Raw genomic sequence first — 22,278 nt, forward strand, 5'->3', positions numbered from 1 at the left:
TGAACGCCTTCGCTGTTGCGGGTGCAAAAGTACCACACTTATTCAGTTAAACAATACTTTTAAACCCCTTTTTTTATCCTTTTTTTGAATTATTTCTTAACTAACTGATAACTCCTTATTTACAAAACAACTTTTTTTAATATATTGTAAGTATTTTCCTTAACCACACGCCCTTTTGATAGTTTTTAGCCTTTTTGATATCTTGATTTTGTCAAGTTTTTCTGGTTTGGGGCGCTTTGATCAACTTATATCAAATTATAAAAAAACCTTTTCTTCCCTTTTTACCTATTTATAACACAGCAAACATCCAAAAGTTATCTTCTTTCATCGTTTTCTTCCTGAAATAATCTTCTATTTAACAAAATCTACCTCCGAAAAAACATACCATAGCAACGATAGAAGCCTAAATCATTTTCTACAGGGGTTCGGCACTAAAGATTCTAGCACATAGAGGGAGTAAGCTTCTTATTAAATTCAAAATTTTTAAAATCCAAATCTTAAAAAAACTTTGAGTTCGCTATGCAGGACAATTGACTTTTAAAACATCAATGAAACTTCGTTTAAATTTACCCTTAAATATTATAGTATGCTTTTCTACTTTATATATATGTACAAAAAAAATAAACCCCGCAAGTTTTCTAAAAAAAACTGCCGGGGTTGAGTCCTATATATCATAGTAGAAAACAAAAAACCGACAAGCTTCGAAACTTATCGGTTTTGTTTTTATTTTTTAAGGTTTATTTCTTAACAGGAAACTTCCAGTCAAATTCATCTTTGTCATTAATGATAGCTCCAATTTCAAATTTCACTACTTCATCAAATTCCGTTTGTAAAATAAACCAGTTCTCTTCGTTGAAATAGTTTTCGAAAGTATCAAAAGTTTCCTGATTGTATTTCGTAATTCCTTTAGTCGCTAGATCTTTTTTTACATCTGCAATTTTTCTTCCTATTAACTTAAATCCGAAAACCTCTAAATCAGTACTGGAAGCAACAGCATATCCTAATTTTAATTCTTCTTCCTGATAAAAGGTCAATCTAATTTTTTGCGCATTGTACACAAAAATCACATTATCATCTTCATCCTTGTAATTCTTATCAGGTTTTCCTAAAGCTGCTGTTACATCATTTTGCTTCATACCGAAAAGCAATTTATCAATTCCTGATTTTAGATTTATTTTCATATTTCGTTATTAATTTTAAAAATGTAAATTTCGTGAAGTTTTTTATAAACTCTTCATTTTTTGTTTTAGTTTTTCTTTGACTTCTTCAAACCATTCGTTTCTAAGAATACTTAAGACGATAGAATCGCGGCGAATTCCATTTTCTATAGTTGGCATATGACTTCGCAAAACGCCTTCTACTTTACAGCCAATACTTTTCATTGCAGCAATACTTCGCTCGTTATTATTATCAGCACGGAATTCTACGCGTTCCAATCCGAGAGTTTCAAATGCAAATTGAAGCAATAAAAATTTACAATGTTTATTAAGTCCGGTTCCCCTAAATGCAGAACCGTACCAGGTATATCCTAATTGGAGAGTTTTAAAATCTAAGTTTATATCGTAAAAGCGGGTTGAACCTGCGTATTTTTGGGATTTTTTATCGAAAACTATAAAAGGAAATTCTTTTTTGGCTTTTCTTGCTTTTACAGCAGACTGAATATAATTGATCAGATTTTCTTTTCCGTCAGCGCCTACTAAAGAATATTTCCAGGTTTCGGGTTCGTTGATGGAAATTTCTAATAAATTTTCAACGTCTGATTCCTGCAAAGGACGCAAAAGAACCAAATCGTCTTCTAGAATAATATTGTCTGAGAAATTGAAATTCATTCAAAAATTAGTTATAAATTGAAGATATAATTTTAGATTAAAAAAAACTAAAAATCAATTAAGATATTTATCAATTTCTTTTGTTTTATATTTTTGAATATTATCTAATTTCTGAAAGTAATCCAGAAAAATTGGTTCAAAATTAGTTAAATTTTGATTTTGAAAATTTCCATTACTAAACAAACTAATATTATTAAATAAAATACATTTATATAATTCATTCAAAAGTGAGGTCAGTTCAGCATCTATGAGAGCAGAGTTTTTAAAAATCAGATCAATTTCTAATTTTGCCTCGTTAGATTGCAAAAACAGATGTTTAAACCAATTGGTTCTTCCTAGTACAATATAAAGCTGATTTGGAAAAATATCGTTAGGATTAATCTTCATTAAAACTTCCTTTAAATCATCTAAGATTAAACTATCAAAATTTTCCTTTTCAGATATTTTATTTAATGTAACAGATAAAGACTGTCCTTGATTCAATAAAAAATTTAAATTTTTACTCAAAACTTTATAATAATTTCTTTTTTCATTTTGTCTTTTAAAATGAACAACTAAATAATAAAATATTAATGCCGAAATGTATGAATAGCATAATCGAAGTATAATATTGCCAATTATATTTGCTTTTGGAAATATCTCAGGTATGTCAAATAAAATAAATTCTATTAGAAATATGAAAAAAAAACATAAATACAATAACCATTTTAATTCAGATCTTAAGGTCTTATAATTTTCAAAATAAACTTTCATAAAAACAATTATTGTAAAAATTTAATTAAATCAAAAACTACTCGCTCATTTCGTCATAGCGTTCCGGAACTTGCGGATCATATAAAGGACATTTGAATTCTTCCAGTACATCTACCAGTTTGTTCATTGTTTTACCTTCGGTTCCGTAACAGTCTATTTTAATGCTTTGTGGTGTAGTGATAATTTGAAAAGCACCTTTTCCTGTATTATTTTGCCAGCTGTTTTCATCCACTTTTTCCCATTCTGAGAAAACAGAACTAATTCGGTTAAGGATTACCTGTATGGGAAGAATTTCAAGACCTTCAACTTCCTTCTTTTCAAGTAAAGCTTCATAAACTTCCTGATTGTTCAGGTAAATTTCGTCTAAATATCTCCAAAAAAGCAGTTCATACATATCTTTAAATTAAAAGATTAAAACATTGAAAGATTTAAAAATTCAGATCCTGAAAATTACGGATAACCACTGTAATTCTTATGAAACTATAATTTTAGCCCCGATAGAAGTGAAAATCCTTTTGCTTTTTTCTTTAAAAAGCAAAAGATTGTAACGAATAGCGGGATTAGCTCCTGAAAAAGCTAAAATTATTATATATTCTAAATGTAATCTGAAGGAGAGTTGAGGCTTTAAGAAATAAAGAGCTTCGACTCCGCTCAGCCTGACAAATTATATTTTAATATTCGAAAGTTCCGTATTCGCTGGTGATGGTCAGTTTTTTAGCATCAGCAGCTTCTACTCTTCCTACGATTTGTGCATCAACATTGAATGATTTTGAAATCGCAATAATATCCTGAGCAATATTTTCAGGAACGTAAATTTCCATACGGTGACCGCAGTTGAAAACCTGGTACATTTCTTTCCAATCTGTTTTTGATTGCTCCTGAATCAGTTTGAACAATGGCGGAACCGGAAATAAATTATCTTTTATAATATGTAAATTTTGAACGAAATGTAAAATTTTAGTCTGTGCTCCTCCACTGCAATGCACCATTCCGTGAATATCGTCTGGCGAGTAAGTATCTAAAATTTTCTTGATGATTGGGGCATAGGTTCTGGTTGGCGAAAGCACCAATTGACCTGCGTTTATTGGACTGTTTTCAACTTCATCAGTCAAATTAACCTGACCTGAATAAATTAATTCTTCAGGAACAAGTGCATCAAAACTTTCAGGGTATTTTTTAGCTAAATATTTTCCGAAAACATCGTGACGTGCAGATGTTAATCCGTTGCTCCCCATTCCGCCGTTATAGCTTTTTTCGTAAGTTGCCTGACCAAAAGAAGCCAAACCAACGATTACGTCTCCGGCTTTAATGTTTGCATTGTCTACGACATTGGAGCGTTTCATACGGGCTGTAACAGTCGAATCTACAATAATAGTACGAACTACATCCCCGACATCAGCAGTTTCGCCTCCTGTTGAATGTATAGTTACTCCAAAAGATTTTAATTCGTTGATTAATTCTTCGGTTCCGTTGATAATTGCAGAGATAACTTCTGCAGGAATTAGGTTTTTATTTCTTCCAATAGTGGAAGAAAGCAGAATATTATCGGTTGCTCCAACACACAATAAATCATCAATATTCATGATCAAAGCATCCTGAGCGATTCCTTTCCAAACTGAAATATCTCCGGTTTCTTTCCAATACATATAAGCCAAAGACGATTTTGTACCGGCTCCGTCAGCATGCATAATCAGGCAGTGTTCTTCATCCTGTGTTAAATAATCAGGAACGATTTTACAGAAAGCCTGCGGAAATAAACCTTTATCAATATTTTTTATGGCGTTGTGTACGTCTTCTTTTGATGCCGAAACACCTCTTTGTGCGTACCTTTTGCTAGAATCTGAACTCATGAAACTTAGTTTGTGTTGAATGTGGTGCAAAGATAATCTCTTTTTTTAATTCTGTGTGCAATTCGAAAATTGATTCACAAAAAACTTCTAACCTATTACTGTATTACCAATCTATTTCTTTCGATCCTTTCACTTTCAGGAAAGCATTTGTCTGGCTAAAATGTTTGTTCCCAAACCAAAACCCTCTGTTAGCACTTAAAGGCGAAGGATGTCCTGATTTTAAAATATGATGTTTAGAAGCGTCAATCAAAGTTGCTTTTTTCTGAGCAAATCCTCCCCAAAGCAGGAAAACGACATTTTCTTTTTCGGCAGAAATTTGTTTGATAACGGCATCTGTAAATTTCTCCCACCCCTTTCCCTGGTGGCTTCCGGCCTCAGATTGTCGAACTGTCAAAGTTGCATTTAAAAGAAAAACACCCTGATCTGCCCAACGTTCTAAATTCCCAGTTTTAGGAAGCGGTTTATTTAAATCGGTTTCAATTTCTTTAAAAATATTATGCAAAGAAGGGGGAAATGGAATTCCGTTATTTACAGAAAAACACAATCCATTTGCCTGATTTGGACCGTGATAAGGATCTTGTCCGATAATCACCACTTTTACCTGATCGAAATGACAATGATCGAAAGCGGAAAATATCTGACTTTCTTCCGGATAACAAACTTTTGTCGTGTATTCAGATTTTACAAAAGAAATCAATTCGCTAAAATAAGGTTTTCCGAATTCTTCATTCAAAACCGGCTTCCATGAATCATGTATTTTAACGTCCATACTTTTTTTATGCGAATTTCAGATTTTTTTTATTGAAATCATATTTACAACTAATAAAATTAGATCAAAACTTTACCGTTCTCAATGCTACTATTTTTTGTATTTTTGCCTTCACTTTCTTAAAGAAATTAAATGATCAGTATTACCGAAAAAACATTACAAGACTTACAATTTCCAACTGTTCTCGAAACCATTTCAGATGGATGCAATACCGATATTGGAAAAGAAAAAGCTTTACAAATAAAACCATTTAGAGACAAAGAAACTTTGATGCAGGCCTTAATGCAGACCTCTGAATATGTTTCGTCTTTTGAAAATAACAACGCCATTCCGAATCACGGATTTGACGCCATCACGCATGAAATTAAGTTTTTGGCAATTGAAGACAGTTTTCTTGAAGTAGGAAGTTTCAGAAAAATTGCCAATCTTTCTGCAACGACAAATGTCTTATTGAATTTCTTACGAAAGTTTGACGATTATTATCCAAACTTAAATGCAAGGGCGTCACGTGTAGAGCTGACCAAAGATATCATCACTTCGATTGACGCCATTGTAGACAAATATGGAGAAATTAAAGACAATGCTTCTCCAGCTCTGTTAAGTATTCGGCAAAACATGAATTTGGTTCGCGGAAAAGTAAACCAAAGTTTTGGTGTTGCATTAACCCAGTACAATGGTTTAGGTTATCTGGATGATATTAAGGAGAGTTTTGTACAAAACCGTAGAGTTTTAGCGGTTTTGGCTATGTACCGCCGTAAAGTGAAAGGTTCTATTTTAGGAAGTTCTAAAACCGGAAGTATTGCTTATATCGAACCTGAAGCTACACTGAAATATTCTCGTGAATTAGCTAATTTAGAATACGAAGAGAAAGAAGAAATTACGAGAATTTTAAAGAATTTATCGAATGTGATTCGTCCGTACCTTTCTTTATTAATTGAATATCAGGATTTTTTAAGTGATATTGATGTCGTTGCAGGAAAAGCAAAATACGCTAACAGAATTAACGGAATCTTACCAACAATTACAGAAGAAAGAAGATTGTTCTTTAGAGAAGCGTATCATCCAATTTTGTATCTAAACAACAAACAAAAACAAGAAGTTACGCATCCGCAGACCATCGAACTGAAACAAGAAAACAGAATTATTGTAATTTCAGGCCCAAATGCGGGTGGAAAAACAATTTCACTAAAAACTGTCGGCTTACTACAACTAATGTTGCAATCCGGGATTTTAATTCCGGTTCATGAAAGAAGTGAAACCTTCTTATTTGACAGAATTTTAACTGATATTGGAGATAATCAGTCCATTGAAAATCATTTAAGCACTTACAGCTACCGATTAAAAAACATGAATTACTTTTTGAAGAAATGCAATCATAAGACCATGTTTTTAATTGATGAATTCGGTACAGGTTCTGATCCCGAACTGGGAGGTGCTCTGGCTGAAATTTTTCTTGAAGAATTTTATCACCGGGAAGCTTTTGGAATCATTACAACGCATTATTCTAATTTAAAAATTCTCGCAAACGAATTGCCATACGCAACCAATGCGAATATGATGTTTGATGAAAAGTCATTGGAACCGATGTACAAACTGGCTTTGGGTCAGGCAGGAAGTTCGTTTACTTTTGAGGTTGCACAGAAAAATGGAATTCCGTTTGGATTGATTAATCGTGCGAAAAAGAAAATCGAAGTGGGTAAAGTTCGTTTTGATAAAACTATTGCAACGCTTCAGAAAGAAAGGTCAAAACTGGAGAAAACTTCTTTAAATTTAAAAGAAGAAGAAACCAGAGCGCGTGAGGAAAGTAAAAAGATGGAAAACATCAATACCAGAATCCAGCAGAAACTGGAAAGCTACCAGGAATTGTACGACAGCAATCAAAAGATAATTTACATCGGACAAAAAATCGATGATATTGCCGAGAAATATTTCAACAACAAAAACAAAAAGGAACTTATTGGCGAATTCCTGAAAATTGTTGAAATCGAAAACTCAAAACGTAAAAAAGCAACTCCAAAAGAAGTGAAGGCAAAAGTTGAAAAACAAAAAGAAGTCATTGCCGAAGTACAAGTAAAAGTGGAAGAAATTCGTCAAGAGAAAAAAGAGAAGAAACTTAAACCTGTTGTAGAAAAACCAAAACCAATTTTAAAAGTTGGTGACCGCGTGCGAATGCTTGATGGAAGATCTGTTGGAAGTATTGATGTTATTGAAAAAAATAAAGCAACCGTAAATTATGGCATTTTTACATCTAAAGTAAGCCTGGATGAATTGGAATTGGTTGAAGCTGTGAAGAAGTAACGTCCGCAAAGTCCTTGCGAGGAACGAAGCAACCACACTAACATGAGCAAACCTACATGACACTAAGTGAGATTGCTTCGTTCCTCGCAAAGACAAAATAAAATATGAAACCAGGATTTGTTTACATTCTTATTAATAAATACCAAACAGTTGTTTATACTGGTGTGACTTCAAATCTTCCTGAAAGAATTTTAGAACACAAAAGCAAAAAATATCCAAAATCATTTTCAGCTCGTTATAATGTAAACATTTTAGTTTATTATGAGCAATTTCAATGGATTGAAGATGCCGTTACAAGAGAAAAACAAATCAAAGCAGGTTCAAGAGAAACAAAAAATGAATTGATTCGTGCAATGAATCCAACTTGGAAAGATTTGTTTGAAGAAATAGAAAATATAATGTTTGAATAATGCAAATTAAAATGGAAGTACATAGTGAGATTGCTTCGTTCCTCGCAATGACTGCCGGGAACAAAAAAATAATCCTCTTTGACGGTGTTTGCAATCTGTGCAACGGAGCAGTTCAATTCATTATCAAACATGATAAAAAAGATATTTTTCGTTTTACAGCCTTGCAATCTGATTTGGGAAAAGAAATTTGCAGTTATATTGGTGTTGATCAAACTAAAATTGACAGTATCATTTTGTATAATCCCGGAGTTGCTTATTACTACAAGTCATCCGCAGCTATTGAAATTGCTGAGGAATTAGGCGGTATTTACAGTTTAATTTCAATATTTAAAATTTTACCAGAAAAAACTCGAAATTACATTTACGATTATATTGCTAAAAACCGCTACAAATGGTACGGTAAAAAAGAGAGCTGTATGATTCCGATACCTGAGTTGAAAGCTAAGTTTTTATAAAATTCCAAATCAAAAATTCCAAATTCCATTTTCACAAACTTGTTATTTCGACAAATTAGAAATTTTCGTAAGTAATTCTAAAAAGTTTTTCAAATCTTTGTCGAATTTCTAGTGTGATTTCTCCTTACGTCGAAATGACAAAAAACAAAAAATCCCAAATTTCAAATCTTTTACAATTTGGAATTTGGGTTTTTAAAAAATTGGAATTTATTTTTAGAAAACTATCTAATCAATTTTCTGTATTTCAAACGTTTTGGAGTTAAATCACCACCCAGACGTTTCTTTTTGTTTTCTTCGTAATCAGAGAAACTTCCTTCGAAGAAATAAACTTCAGAATCTCCTTCGAAAGCTAGAATATGCGTACAAATTCTGTCTAAGAACCATCTGTCGTGCGAAATAATTACAGCACATCCTGCAAAATTCTCTAAACCTTCTTCAAGCGCACGAAGGGTGTTTACATCAAGATCATTCGTAGGCTCATCCAGTAAAAGTACGTTTCCTTCTTCTTTTAAAGTCATTGCTAAGTGCAAACGGTTACGCTCACCACCAGATAGCATTGATACTTTTTTGTTCTGTTCACCACCGCCAAAGTTGAAACGAGATAAATAAGCTCTAGAATTAACTTGCTTTCCGCCCATCATAACCAATTCCTGACCGTCTGCAAAGTTTTCCCAAATAGATTTATTCGGATCAATGTTAGAGTGAGACTGATCTACGTAAGCTATTTTTACCGTTTCACCAACTGAAAATTCACCGCTGTCTGTAGCTTGTTCACCCATAATCATTTTGAAGATAGTCGATTTACCAGCACCGTTAGGCCCGATAATTCCAACAATTCCGGCTTGTGGTAAAGTGAAGTTCAGGTTATCGTACAATAATTTTTCTCCAAATGCTTTGGCAACATTTTTAGCTTCAATAACGTTCGTACCTAAACGTGGACCGTTTGGAATATAGATTTCCAGGTTTTCGTCCAGTTGTTTTTGGTCTTCGTTTAATAATTTATCGTAGTTCTGTAAACGTGCTTTTTGTTTTGTCTGACGACCTTTTGCACCCTGACGAACCCATTCTAATTCTCGCTCCAACGTTTTTCTGCGTTTAGAAGCTACTTTTTCTTCCTGAGCCATACGGTTTGATTTTTGGTCAAGCCAAGAAGAGTAATTTCCTTTCCATGGAATACCTTCTCCTCTATCCAACTCCAGAATCCAACCTGCTACATTATCCAAGAAATATCTATCGTGCGTTACAGCAATCACAGTTCCTGCATATTGTGCTAAATGTTGCTCTAACCATAAAACTGATTCAGCATCCAAGTGGTTGGTAGGTTCATCCAGAAGCAATACATCCGGTTGCTGCAATAACAAACGACATAAAGCGACACGACGACGCTCTCCTCCTGAAAGATTTTTGATTGGCGTATCTCCTTCCGGCGTACGCAATGCATCCATTGCAATTTCTAATTTGGTATCGATTTCCCATGCCCCAAGCGCATCAATTTTGTCTTGCAAAGCTGCTTGTCGATCCATTAATTTATCCATTTTATCCGGATCTGAATAGTTTTCTTCAAGACCAAATAAATCATTGATTTGATTGTATTCTTCTAAAACTGCCATAGTTTCAGCAGCTCCTTCACGAACAATTTCGATAACGGTTTTAGAATCATCAAGAATAGGCTCCTGCTCTAAATATCCAACTGTGTATCCTGGTTGGAAAACCACATCTCCCTGATAATTTTTATCAACTCCTGCAATAATTTTTAAAAGAGAAGATTTCCCTGAACCATTAAGTCCCAAAATACCAATTTTAGCTCCGTAAAAGAAACTTAAATAAATATTTTTAAGTACCGGTTTGTCCGCTCCCTGATAGGTTTTACTCAATTTTTGCATTGAGAAAATTACTTTCTTATCGTCTGACATTTTTTATGTTTTTTATTTATTATTTTTATTTATCTCTTAAAATTAATTTGATATTGAGTTTTGCAATTGATATTTTTTTTTAAACCCTTCCTTTCAAAGCATTGAAAACCCAGGCATTGGCAAAAAAACCAACTCCAACAGCGGCAAATCCCCAGCCAGAAACATCACTGTATCTAAAAATTCCAAGGCCTATAAGCAACAATCCCATAAGTACCATTATAAAAGTAGCCCATCCTAAAACGGTATTTTTATTCATTCCCATAATTGTGTAATTAATTTAAAGTGGTATTATTTTTAGAAATGCAAATATCGTTAATTTTAACGGCTTAATTAAAAATTTTATACAGCATTTCTTTTAACAAATCCGATTGGGGTAAAGCATTGGCTCCAACTCCTTTACTTTTTACATCAACATCTCTTAAAGCGCCAACAATCTGACTTACTTTTCGCATTGGATAATTCTTTATAGCCAAATCATATTCCTTAAGGAAATAAGGATTTACGCCAATTGCTGCGGCTACGTTTTTTGGATTTTTATCTTTTAATCCGTGGTATTTTAGAAGCTGAACAAAAAAACCAAAAACCAATCCGGTTGTCATTACTAAAGGGTATTCTTTTGGATTGTGAGCGAAATTTTCGGCAATTTTATACGCTTTTAATTGGTTACGTTCCCCAATTGCTTTTCGAAGTTCAAAAACATTATAATCTTTACTGAAGCCAATATTTTCCTCAATGTGCTGAGGCGTAATCATAGTTCCTTGCGGTAAAATGATTTGAAGTTTCTCTAATTCATTATTGATTTTACTTAAATCTGTTCCTAAAAACTCTACCAGCATGGCATTTGCTTTCGGGTCAATAGTATATTTTTTTCCTGCCAGAACTCGCTTGATCCAGTCTCCAACCTGATTTTCGTACAGTTTTTTACTTTCATAAACGATTCCGTTTTGTGCTAATAATTTGGTGACTTTTTTACGTTTATCAAGCGTTTTGTATTTATAACAAAAAACCAAAACCGTTGTTTCCATTGGATTATTAACATAGGATTCGATTTTGTCTATTGTTCTGGATAAATCCTGTGCTTCTTTTACAATAACAACCTGACGGTCTGCCATCATTGGATAACGTTTAGCTGTTGAAACAATATCTTCAACAGAAACATCTCTTCCGTATAAAACCGTTTGATTAAATCCTTTTTCTTCTTCCGAAAGGACATTCTGTTCAATATATTCCGATAATTTATCAATATAATAAGGTTCCTCACCCATTAAAAAATAAATTGGTTTTATATTTCCCGCTTTTATATCATTAACAATTTTTACAACTTCGTCCATTCAAATTCTTTTGTTTCAGATTTCAAGTTTCAGGTTGGTTCCAATTAACTTGAAACTTTAAACTTGAAACCTTAAACTATTTTAATATTTTTGCGTTATGCAGCGATTAAATTTTCCAATCTATAATTTTCGATTCAAAAATAGCGAAAATAAAGTGTCTATTTTTGATGAAATCAGAAAAAAATTTATAATTCTTACCCCGGAAGAATGGGTACGTCAGCATGTAGTTCATTATTTAATGAATGAAAAAAAATATCCAAAATCGCTCATAAACGTAGAGAAAGCTCTAACGGTCAATGGTTTACGAAAACGCTATGATGTTGTCGTTTTTAATTCGGACGGTTCTATACATATATTGGTAGAATGCAAAGCACCGGAAGTAAAAATATCTCAGGCAACTTTTGATCAGATTGCCCGTTACAATATGACAATGCAGGCACGGTTTTTGAAAGTTACAAATGGTCTGCATCATTATTATTGTCAGATGGATTTTGAAAACGAAAAATATGAGTTTTTAAAATCGTTACCGGATTACAAAGAGATTTATTAAAATTATAAAAAGATTACTTTTGGATAAAATTGCAGTTGTCATTTTAAATTGGAATGGAATAAAATTATTAGAACAATTTTTGCCATCAGTAATTCAATTTTCACAAGACGCTACTATATATGTAGCCGATAATGCTTCAACAGATGATTCAGTAAATTTCGTTCAGCAGCATTTTCCAACAGTTAAAATCATCAAAAATACCGGCAACCATGGTTTCGCCAAAGGTTATAATGATGCTTTAAAAGCTGTAAATGCCGAAATTTATGCCTTAGTAAATTCGGATATTGAAGTAACCGAAAATTGGCTTAAACCAATAATTGATACTTTCGAAGCAGAAAAACAAACCGCCATTATTCAGCCTAAAATACTTGATTTTAAAAACAAGGAATATTTTGAGTATGCAGGAGCTGCCGGAGGCTTTGTCGATAAATATGGATATCCATTTTGTCGGGGCCGAATTTTTGATACTTTAGAAAAAGACAATGGCCAATACGATGATAATTGTGAAATATTCTGGGCTTCAGGAGCCTGTATCTTTATCAGAAAAGAAGTTTATGATGAACTTGAAGGATTTGATGAATCGTTTTTTGCTCATCAGGAAGAAATTGATTTGTGCTGGCGTGCTTTAAACGAAGGACATATCATCAAATATAATTCTAAATCTGTTGTTTATCACGTAGGAGGAGCTACTTTACAACAGGGAAATCCTAAAAAGACTTATCTGAATTTTAGAAACTCATTGTTGATGCTGGTAAAAAATCTTCCGAAAAGAGGATTGTTTTTTATTATTTTCTTCAGAATGGTTCTGGACGGTATTGCCGGAATCCGATTTTTAACACAAGGAAAACTGAAACACACTTTAGCAATTTTACATGCACATTTTTCATTTTACTGCATGTCAATCGCTTATCTAAAAAAGAGAAAAGATTTTCAAATACAGAAATACTACACTATAAAAAGTATCGTTTTCATATATTATATAAAGAAATTGGTTTTTTTTAAAGAAATCTTTAACACTAATCAAAATATTAAAAACTAAATTTGTAAACAACGTCTAATTAAATTTAACATTTATGAGAAAAATAGTAATCGCACTATCCGTACTAATGGCTTTAACATCTTGTGTATCTAAAAAACAATACGCAGCATTAGAAGCTAAAAACAAAGAGACTCAAGATTTATTAAATTCTTGTACTGTAAAATTAAATGCTTGTCTGGAAGAAAAAGCTGGTTTGGCTGCTACAGCTGCAAGTTATAAAGAACATAATCAGGATTTAATAAACAGTTCTAAAGATTTAACTGTTTTAACGACTAAAGGTGCTGAAAATCTTGAAAAATCATTAGAAAGTTTAAAAGAAAAAGATTTAAAAATCTCCAGACTTCAAGATGCTCTTACTAAAAAAGACAGTGTAACATTAGCATTAGTTACAAGCTTAAAAGGTGCAGTTGGAATCTCGGATCCGGATATCGAAATCAACGTTGAAAAAGGAGTTGTGTTTATCTCTATCGCTGATAAATTGTTATTTAAAAGCGGAAGCTATGATGTAACTGATAAAGCAAAAGGTGTTTTGGCAAAAGTTGCAAAAGTGGTAAACGACAAACCTGATTTTGAATGTATGGTTGAAGGTCATACAGATAGCGTTCCTTACAAAAGCAACGGTGTTTTGTTAGACAACTGGGATTTATCTGTAAAACGCTCAACTTCGATCGTTCGTGTATTGACTAATGATTTAGGAGTGAATCCTGCAAAATTAATTGCTGCCGGTAGAAGTTCATACATTCCTTTAGTAGCTAACGATACTGCAGAAAACAAAGCCCGTAACAGAAGAACCCGTATTGTTGTTATGCCAAAAATCGATCAATTCTATGATATGATTGAAAAAGAAATGAAAAAGCAACAACAATAATATACATCGTATTTTTTATACAGAAAAAGCAGGTCAAAATGACCTGCTTTTTTAATTTCCTAACTAATGAAGGACAACACTATTTTAATTAACTAACTAAATTTAACTGGTATTAAAGTTACTTAATATTTTTTTAAAAATTACTCAGTTTAAGTTTTTTTTTACAAAATACCAACATCACCTTTTCCTTCTCTTACAATTATAGGTTCATGTTCAGAAAGATCAATAATAGTTGAACCTACATTATCTCCGTACCCACCATCAATAACCATATCAACAAGGTTTTGCCATTTTTCAAAAATCAATTCAGGGTCTGTCGTATACTCAATTACATCATCTTCATCCCGAATTGATGTTGAAACTACAGGATTACCTAATTGTCGGACAATTTCTAAAATAATATTATTATCAGGCACACGAATTCCAACTGTGGTTTTCTTTTTAAACTCTTTAGGTAAATTATTATTTCCAGGCAAAATAAATGTATAAGGCCCAGGTAATGCTCTTTTTAAAATCTTAAAAGTAGAAGTATTGATCTGACGAACATAATCTGACAGATTACTCAAATCGTGGCAAATAAAAGAAAAATTGGCTTTCTCTAATTTAACCCCCTTAATTTTTGCAATTTTTTCTAAAGCTCGTGAATTGGTAATATCACAACCTAAACCATACACTGTATCGGTTGGATAAATAACCAAGCCCCCATTCTGAAGTACTTTTACCACTTTTGCAATAGCAGCTTCACTTGGTTTATCAGGATATATTTTTATAAATTCGGCCATTTTCGTTTTGGTTTCAAGTTTTATTTGTTTCAGGTTTCAAGTTTTACGCTTCAACAACTTGAAACTTCAAACCTGAAACTTTATTTATCCTACAACATCTAATTTAGCAAATCTCAGCAACAATTTTTTGATTCCGCCTACCTCAAATTTTATTTCAGCCTTTTTATCTGCTCCAACACCTTCTAAATTTATCACCTGCCCTTTTCCAAATCGTTCATGCATTACCACATTTCCTATTGTCAATTTGTTATCAAATAAATTTGGAGCCCCTTCATTAGGATTAGTTCCTGTAACAGGTTTTAGCTTTCTGATGTTTAAATCCGGCTTTGGACTATTATCTGTAATATGTTTTGGAGGTGTTCCTCCTACTGGTTTTGCCAGTCTTAATTTGGATTTATCAACATCTCCAAAAATATCTCCATCAATTGGCGATTTATAGCGATAATTACTTTCTGAAGGCGTTAAATATTCTAAATATTGACCGTCAATTTCTTCAATAAAACGCGACGGTTCACTATCTGTCAGTTTCCCCCAGCGGTAACGTGATTGTGCGTAGGTTAAATAAGCCTGATGTTCTGCACGTGTTAAAGCTACATAAAATAAACGACGTTCTTCTTCCAATTCACTTCGGGTACTCATACTCATGGCACTCGGAAACAAATCTTCTTCCATTCCGACCACAAAAACGTGTGGAAATTCCAACCCTTTTGCTAAGTGAATCGTCATTAGAGCCACACGATCTTCATCAGAAGTATCCTTATCCAAGTCTGTAGCCAGCGCAACATCTTCCATAAATTCAGATAAAGCGCCTCTTGCACCGTCAATTTCTTTTTGCCCTTCGGTGAAATCTTTGATACCGTTTAAAAGTTCTTCAATATTCTGAATCTTAGCCATTCCTTCAGGAGTAGCATCTTTTTTCAGTTCCTGAACTAAACCGGTTTTTTTGGCAACGTGATCTGTAATATAAAAAGCATCCTGATTTTGATCGATAACCTGAAAACTCTGAATCATGGTTACAAAATCTTTCAGTTTATTTTTTGTACCTGCATTCAGTTTTAAATCAATTTTATCGATATTTACCATTACTTCCCAAATCGAACGTTTGTAATGATTGGCAGCAATGGTTAATTTTTCAACAGTTGTATCTCCAATTCCTCTTGCCGGATAATTGATTACACGAATCAGTGCTTCTTCATCCTTTGGATTAATTACCAAACGCAAATAACACAAAACATCTTTTATTTCTTTGCGCTGATAAAATGATAAACCACCGTAAATTCGATACGGAATATCACGTTTTCTTAAAGCATCCTCCATTGCACGTGACTGTGCATTAGTACGATACAAAATCGCAAAAGCTCCATTATGAAGCTGATTCTGCATCTTTTGTTCAAAAATTGTACTCGCTACAAAACGTCCTTCCTCTGCATCAGTCAAACTTCTGTGAACTTTTATTCTGGGACCAAATTCATTGGCTGTCCAAACTACTTTGTCTAGTTTGGTTTTGTTGTGCTCCATTACCGTATTTGCGGCTTCCACAATATTTCTTGTCGAACGGTAATTTTGCTCTAAACGATACATTACCACACCTTCGTAATCCTTTTGAAAATTCAGGATATTATTAATGTTTGCACCCCGGAACGCATAAATACTCTGTGCGTCATCACCAACGACACAAATATTTTGAAATCTGTCTGATAAAGCCCTAACAATCAAATACTGCGAATGATTGGTATCCTGGTACTCATCAACCAAAATATAACGAAAACGATCCTGATATTTCGCCAAAACCTCCGGAAACCGAGTCAATAATTCATTGGTTTTCAACAACAAATCATCAAAATCCATTGCTCCGGCTTTAAAACAGCGTTCTACATACTGCTGATAAATTTCGCCCAAACGAGGTTTTTTTGCCATTGCATCTGCTTCCATCAATTCAGGATTGTTGAAATAAGCTTTAACAGTAATCAAACTATTTTTATAAGTCGAAATTCTTCCTAAAATCTGTTTCGGTTTATAAATATCACGATCCAGCTGCATTTCTTTTATGATGGAAGAAATCAGTCTGGCTGAATCCTGAGAATCGTAAATTGTAAAATTGGAAGGATATCCTAAATGTTCTGATTCTGAACGAAGAATACGTGCAAAAACAGAGTGAAAAGTTCCCATCCATAAATTCTTCGCTTCACTGGCTCCTACAATTGAAGAAATCCTGTGCTTCATTTCACGGGCAGCTTTATTGGTAAACGTGAGTGAAAGTATGTTAAAAGCATCGATTCCCTGATGCATCAAATAAGCAATTCTGATTGTTAAAACACGCGTTTTACCCGAACCTGCACCTGCTATAATAATCATTGGCCCGTCTTTTTGTAAAACAGGCTGGCGTTGTGCTTCGTTGAGCTGGTCAATATAATTCTGCATGAAATTGTTCTCCTTTTATGCAAAAATAAGAATTAAACTCTTAGAATCTTAATTCTGTAAAAATCAAAATTATTTTAAGAAGAAAAAGCCCTAAACAAAAAACCACTTCATAGTAGAAGTGGCTTTTCGATTTAAGAAAGTGGTTTTATTTTTTTTTATTGCACAATTACTTTTATCGATTTTTTTATTCCTTCCGATACGATCGTAAGAATATACAAACCACTGGTAATGTTGTTTTTGCTTACAGAAATAGTATTTATTCCTGAATCTAAATACTGTTTTTTTGAAAACACCAACTGTCCGGTTAGATTTGTCAACGCAATATTTGCTTGCTGCACCTGAAGAGAATTGACAAATAAATTAATAATCCCAACCGCAGGGTTTGGAGAAACATAAGCTTCAAAAACATTCTGTTCAAAATTATCTGTTGCTAATGTTGCTGTCTGGCTGGCACACGATTCTGCCAACGGAGTTTCACCTGTTATTTCTACCCAGTCAATATCTGCAAATGCAGAAGCCACAGTTGTCTCTAAACGGATTATATTTACCCCCTGACCTAATGTGATATTGGCAGCTGCTGTTAATGCAAAAGTTGTAGTACTTGTTGTTTTTGGAAATGATAAAGCCGCAATTGCATCTGAACCATTTACTTTTAATTTTGCTGTAGTTGAATTTCCTGAACTGCTGTTTACATATCTGAAAACGACACTGTAAACACCTGCTGTTGGAACTTTAATAGTGTAGCTTACCCCTTTTCCAAGACTGTTCGAAAAATTAGTAACATACCCGTTATCTGCACCTGTATTTGTAGATCGAGCACCTTCAAAACCGCAATAACCAGATGTAAATGTAGCCGAGTCTTCAATTCGTAACGTTTGTGTTCCGGTAACCGGCAATGTAAACAATGCGCTGATTGCTACATCGCTGTTCATTGTAACCGTTGTTGTTGCAGTTGTAACGTTATTACTCCATTTATCAAAAACATAACCTGTAGCAGGAGTTGCTGTAAGCGTTACTACCTCTCCTTCTGAATAAGTTGATTTATTTGGCGAAATTGAAACTGTTCCTCCATTTGCCGGACTTGAACTTACAGTTAAAACATAAGCTGCTGCAAGTGTACTCTTAAAGTTTGCCGTAATGGTTTTACTAGCATCCATAGTAACAGTTGTGGTTGCTGTTGTAGCTCCGTTACTCCATGACAAGAATTCAAAATTTACAGCAGGAACTGCTGTTAATGTTACGATAGTTCCGGCGTTGTAAGTTGCATTATTCGGATTTACAGCTATTGTACCACCTGACAGAGGACTTGCAACTGTTGTCAGAACAAAATCAGTTGTCTGAACCGGTCCGGTTTCTCTGGCTCCTAAATCAGGAGCGATTCCGTTAAAAGTAATTCCTGTTGCCGTAACTCCTGCGTCAATAAAATCACTATTTGAACTTAGGGTAGCAAAAGTTCCTAAATTTGGACTTCCATCAGCATTTTTAAGAACCGCAGGAGGTGTCAAAGTCACAAAATCGGCAGCACTGGAAACAATGGCAGGCGTTCTTCCGTTGGTACTCTTTTTACTGATCCACCAAACATTTGAAGAACTTACGTCAGTTCCTGAATTTTTATCGCTGGTACCGGAGTTAAAAGAAACATTATTACGAAACTGATGTGTTCCTCCTGTCCTGAAATTAAAATTCGATTCGGCATTATTAACCGAAGTATTATTAGACATTTCGATTGAACCTAAATTATTATTATCCGTAAAACCGTGCTTTCCGTTTCCAAAAGCAACACAACGCCTTACAATATGATTTACCGGAATTCCTTCTCCTCCTAATTTAAAACCATTTTTATCTCCGGTTCCTGAAGTACTGCTGGTTGATAATGTTCCGTTATTATAAGCAACACAATTCTCAAACAAAATAATTCCGATTGGCCCAGTTTCTGTCTTAGTGTACAAATCCCAGCCATCATCAATATTATTGTGTGAAATACAGCCTCTAAAGATATTCCCTTCTCCACAGGTAAGTTTTGCAGCAAAACCATCTGCGTTTTCAGCTCCGAGATCTTTGTTATCGAAAGATTCACAGTTTAAAATTAAATTGTTTGATGGCCATTGGCTGATGGTTGTCGCATTCACATCATAACGGCTTAACTGAAGTCCGGTATCTCTGTTTTTTTCAAAAATACAATTGTCGATTGTATTGTTACTTCCCGAAAGCAGCATTCCGTTATCGCCTGAATTACGAATGGTAATACCTTTAAAATACCAATAGAAACCGTCAAGGATAATACCTCTGTTGGCAGGAAGTTCAGCCTGCGCCGAAAAATCGATTATGGGAGTTTCTCCGGAATATGCTTCGATTCTTTTCAAATTTCCGGCTGTACCGCTATTGGCTCTTGCAATTAAAATTGTAGAAGTCATTGCATAAACCCCGCCCCGCATGTAAATTGTTTGCCCGGGACTTACCGTGCTAATAGCGTTAGATAATGTTGTTGGATTACCAATGGTACCATCGTTTGCGGAAACTCCTGTTGGTGAAACATAAATTTGGGAAAATACGCAAAGCGGAAAAAACAGCAATGCAGAAAATAAAGTGGTTAGTTTTTTTTTCATGTAATAAAATTTGGTTAAGATAGTTAATTTTCAAAGTGGTTAATTTTAAAAAGTTTGTATTTATGGACAAGAATCTGCCACTGGGGCTTCTCCGGTAATTTCAACCCAGTCAATATTTGCAAATGGTAAAGCATCAATGGTCTCTAATCGAATTGTATTTACACCCTTATTCAATCTGACAGTAGATGATTCAGTAGTGGCAAATTTAGTTGTACTGGATGTTACCGGAAATGATACCTCAATCGTATCTGCTGCGTTTATTTTTACTTTTGCTGATGTAGTTTTTCCTCTGTGTACATATCGAAATAACACTGTATAAAGTCCTGATACCGGCACTTTCACCGTATAATTTATTCCACTGCCTGAAGCATCTGTAATATTGGTTACTTTTTTATTGTCAGCACTTGAATTAATTACAATAACTCCGTCATAAGTACAAAATCCCGGGGCAGCTTCTTCAATTCGCAAAGTATGTTTACCTATAAGTTTTTCTCCAAAAGTTGCTGTAACTCCTGTATCGGCAGTCATTGCAATTGTTACAACATCTGTACTTTCTCCTGAATTCCATGATTTTAGTTCATTCCCTTTTGAAGGAACAGCAGTAAGGGTCACTATTTCCCCTTCTGAATAAGTGGCTTTATTTGGATTTACAATAATTTCACCTCCTTCAATTGGATTCGCTAAAGTTGTCAAAACATAAGCGGCTGGTAACGTACTTTTAAAAGTAGCTGAAATGGTTTTATTGGCATCCATTTTTACAATTGTCGTGGCAGTTGTCTCTCCATTACTCCATGATTTAAATATATAATCTGGAGATGGTATTACAGTTAAGGTTATAACATCACCAGCATCATAAGTTGCTTTAACCGGACTAACGCTTACACTTCCTCCTGCAATTGGTTTTGCTATCGCTTTTAACACAAAATCAGTTTTTTGCTGAGATCCCAATTCTCTGGCGCCTAAATCCGGAGCTGTTCCGTTAAATTCAATTCCGGTAGTCTGTACACCCGCATCTATAAAATCACTATTGGATTTCAATGCTAAAAAATCGCCTAAATTTGGGCTTCCGTCTTCATTTTTAAGAACAGCAGGTACCGTTAAAGAAACAAAATCATCATCACTGATTACAAGCGCAGGTGTTCTACCATTTGTACTTCCTTTTATCCACCAGACATTTGAATTTTCGACATCTTTCCCGAAGTTTTTATCCTTAAATGATTTGTATGAGATATTATTCCTAAATTGATGCTTTCCTCCTTCACGAAAACCAAAACCGTTACTTTTGTTATTGTAAGAGGTGTTATTGGTCATCTCAATGGCTCCTAAATTATTATTGTCCGTAAAACCATGCTGGCCATTTCCAAAAGCGATACAACGACGCAGAATATGATTGACAGGAATTCCTTCGCCTCCTAATTTAAAACCATTTTTATCGCCCGTTACTGTTGTGCTTCCATTTGTTAAAGTTCCATTATTGTATGCCACACAATTTTCAAATAAAATTGCTCCAATAGGTCCTGTTTTCTTTTTGGTATACAAATCCCATCCATCATCACTGTTATTGTGAGAAATACAACCACGGAAAATATTTCCCTGCCCACAAGTCAGTTTTGCTGCAAAACCATCTGCGTTTTCTGCCAATGAATCTTTATTGTCAAAAGATTCACAATTCAGAATCAAATTATTCGAAGGCCATTGGCTAATTGAGTTGTAAGCAGCATAATATCGGCTAATCTGCAATCCGCTGTCTCTGTTTTTTTCGAAAATACAATTATCAATAGTGTTACTATTACCTGAAAGGAGTATACCGTTGTCTCCGGCTTTTCTAATTGTAATTCCTTTGAAATACCAATAAAACCCATCCAGAACAATGCCTTTGTTTTCATTGATTTCCCTTTGTGACGAAAAATCAAGAATTGGAGTTTCATCAGCGTAAGCTTCTATTCTTTTTAGTTTTCCTGCTATACCGCTATTTTCCCGTGTAATAAAAATGGTTGAAGCTATTGAATAAATACCTCCACGCATAAAAATAGTTTGTCCTGGAGTTACAATTTTAATTGCATTTTGTATCGTTGTAGGAGTATCAATAGCACCGGAATTGGTTTCTTTTCCTGCCGGTGAAACATAAATCTGAGCATTTATCCAAAGAGGAAGAAGCAAAATTATAAAAAACAGATAAGTTAACTCTTTCTTCATATTAATAACCTCTTATAGTAATAGATGTAATTTTAATTTTTCTCAAAATTATTTCACTTCAAAAAGCTTTCCTGAAGTAAAAATATGTCAATACAAAAATGTAATCGATTACACAAATATATAATTTTATTATCAATAAACAAGTTAAACGTTAAAAAAATCACAAAAAACAAATATTTACATGTAAAAACTACACTATACATAAATT

At 33.9% G+C, this 22,278-nt stretch carries 19 protein-coding genes; 6 read left to right on the forward strand and 13 right to left on the reverse strand.

Features of this window, described 5'->3' with window-relative positions:
• Positions 1-737: 737 nt before the first annotated feature.
• The 6 genes from FLV_RS08460 to FLV_RS08485 all read right to left on the reverse strand — a co-directional run bounded on the left by FLV_RS08460 (position 738) and on the right by FLV_RS08485 (position 5,201).
• Positions 738-1,181: a hypothetical protein gene (locus tag FLV_RS08460; RefSeq protein ID WP_243232881.1), complete on the reverse strand. Its 444-nt coding sequence runs from the start codon at positions 1,179-1,181 to the stop codon at positions 738-740.
• Positions 1,182-1,223: 42 nt separating this feature from the next.
• On the reverse strand, positions 1,224-1,829 hold the full coding sequence (locus FLV_RS08465; protein WP_243232882.1) for a GNAT family N-acetyltransferase: 606 nt from the start codon (positions 1,827-1,829) through the stop codon (positions 1,224-1,226).
• Positions 1,830-1,883: 54 nt separating this feature from the next.
• Positions 1,884-2,582 carry a hypothetical protein gene (locus FLV_RS08470; RefSeq protein WP_243232884.1) on the reverse strand — a complete coding sequence of 233 codons (699 nt, stop codon included), beginning with the start codon at positions 2,580-2,582 and terminating at the stop codon, positions 1,884-1,886.
• 37 nt (positions 2,583-2,619) lie between these two features.
• A complete protein-coding gene (locus FLV_RS08475) occupies positions 2,620-2,976 on the reverse strand; it encodes a hypothetical protein (protein WP_243232886.1) in 357 nt (118 codons plus the stop codon).
• Between the two features lie 277 nt (positions 2,977-3,253).
• Positions 3,254-4,432, reverse strand: a complete 1,179-nt coding sequence (locus tag FLV_RS08480) for an AIR synthase related protein (protein WP_243232888.1) — start codon at positions 4,430-4,432, stop codon at positions 3,254-3,256.
• Between the two features lie 103 nt (positions 4,433-4,535).
• The gene (locus FLV_RS08485; protein WP_243232890.1) at positions 4,536-5,201 is read right to left on the reverse strand and encodes a uracil-DNA glycosylase; all 666 of its coding nucleotides are present in this window, start codon (positions 5,199-5,201) and stop codon (positions 4,536-4,538) included.
• A gap of 132 nt (positions 5,202-5,333) precedes the next feature.
• On the opposite strand from FLV_RS08485, the gene FLV_RS08490 reads away from it, so the two are divergent.
• The 3 genes from FLV_RS08490 to FLV_RS08500 all read left to right on the forward strand — a co-directional run bounded on the left by FLV_RS08490 (position 5,334) and on the right by FLV_RS08500 (position 8,364).
• On the forward strand, positions 5,334-7,499 hold the full coding sequence (locus tag FLV_RS08490; protein ID WP_243232892.1) for an endonuclease MutS2: 2,166 nt from the start codon (positions 5,334-5,336) through the stop codon (positions 7,497-7,499).
• 104 nt (positions 7,500-7,603) lie between these two features.
• On the forward strand, positions 7,604-7,909 hold the full coding sequence (locus FLV_RS08495; RefSeq protein WP_243232894.1) for a GIY-YIG nuclease family protein: 306 nt from the start codon (positions 7,604-7,606) through the stop codon (positions 7,907-7,909).
• 11 nt (positions 7,910-7,920) lie between these two features.
• Positions 7,921-8,364 carry a thiol-disulfide oxidoreductase DCC family protein gene (locus FLV_RS08500; protein ID WP_243232896.1) on the forward strand — a complete coding sequence of 148 codons (444 nt, stop codon included), beginning with the start codon at positions 7,921-7,923 and terminating at the stop codon, positions 8,362-8,364.
• A 221-nt stretch (positions 8,365-8,585) separates the two neighbouring features.
• Here the strand turns inward: FLV_RS08500 and ettA are convergent, their stop codons facing one another.
• From ettA to holA, 3 genes are all read right to left on the reverse strand, one after another.
• Positions 8,586-10,277: an energy-dependent translational throttle protein EttA gene (gene ettA / locus FLV_RS08505; protein WP_031454670.1), complete on the reverse strand. Its 1,692-nt coding sequence runs from the start codon at positions 10,275-10,277 to the stop codon at positions 8,586-8,588.
• Between the two features lie 79 nt (positions 10,278-10,356).
• Positions 10,357-10,539, reverse strand: coding sequence for a CAL67264 family membrane protein (locus FLV_RS08510; protein ID WP_095951261.1), 183 nt, complete (start codon positions 10,537-10,539; stop codon positions 10,357-10,359).
• Positions 10,540-10,603: 64 nt separating this feature from the next.
• On the reverse strand, positions 10,604-11,608 hold the full coding sequence (holA, locus tag FLV_RS08515) for a DNA polymerase III subunit delta (protein ID WP_042567053.1): 1,005 nt from the start codon (positions 11,606-11,608) through the stop codon (positions 10,604-10,606).
• 97 nt (positions 11,609-11,705) lie between these two features.
• Between holA and FLV_RS08520 the strand changes: the two genes are divergently transcribed.
• Genes FLV_RS08520 through FLV_RS08530 form a run of 3 tightly spaced genes read left to right on the forward strand, consistent with a single transcriptional unit; the run spans position 11,706 to position 14,065 of the window.
• Positions 11,706-12,158, forward strand: a complete 453-nt coding sequence (locus FLV_RS08520) for a type I restriction enzyme HsdR N-terminal domain-containing protein (RefSeq protein WP_243232898.1) — start codon at positions 11,706-11,708, stop codon at positions 12,156-12,158.
• A gap of 19 nt (positions 12,159-12,177) precedes the next feature.
• The gene (locus tag FLV_RS08525; RefSeq protein ID WP_243232906.1) at positions 12,178-13,197 is read left to right on the forward strand and encodes a glycosyltransferase family 2 protein; all 1,020 of its coding nucleotides are present in this window, start codon (positions 12,178-12,180) and stop codon (positions 13,195-13,197) included.
• 34 nt (positions 13,198-13,231) lie between these two features.
• Complete coding sequence (locus tag FLV_RS08530) at positions 13,232-14,065, forward strand: flagellar motor protein MotB (protein ID WP_243232907.1); 834 nt, start codon at positions 13,232-13,234, stop codon at positions 14,063-14,065.
• A 161-nt stretch (positions 14,066-14,226) separates the two neighbouring features.
• On the opposite strand, the gene FLV_RS08535 is transcribed toward FLV_RS08530, so the two are convergent.
• The 4 genes from FLV_RS08535 to FLV_RS08550 form a co-directional block, all read right to left on the reverse strand.
• Positions 14,227-14,847, reverse strand: a complete 621-nt coding sequence (locus FLV_RS08535; RefSeq protein WP_243232908.1) for an L-threonylcarbamoyladenylate synthase — start codon at positions 14,845-14,847, stop codon at positions 14,227-14,229.
• Positions 14,848-14,931: 84 nt separating this feature from the next.
• The gene (locus FLV_RS08540) at positions 14,932-17,268 is read right to left on the reverse strand and encodes an ATP-dependent helicase (protein WP_243232909.1); all 2,337 of its coding nucleotides are present in this window, start codon (positions 17,266-17,268) and stop codon (positions 14,932-14,934) included.
• 155 nt (positions 17,269-17,423) lie between these two features.
• On the reverse strand, positions 17,424-19,874 hold the full coding sequence (locus FLV_RS08545; RefSeq protein WP_243232910.1) for an InlB B-repeat-containing protein: 2,451 nt from the start codon (positions 19,872-19,874) through the stop codon (positions 17,424-17,426).
• Between the two features lie 60 nt (positions 19,875-19,934).
• Complete coding sequence (locus FLV_RS08550) at positions 19,935-22,070, reverse strand: InlB B-repeat-containing protein (protein ID WP_243232911.1); 2,136 nt, start codon at positions 22,068-22,070, stop codon at positions 19,935-19,937.
• Positions 22,071-22,278: the final 208 nt, after the last annotated feature.

Origin of the sequence: Flavobacterium pectinovorum (assembly GCF_022802975.1) — a bacterium.
In the GTDB taxonomy this organism is placed as follows: Bacteria; Bacteroidota; Bacteroidia; order Flavobacteriales; family Flavobacteriaceae; genus Flavobacterium; species Flavobacterium pectinovorum_B.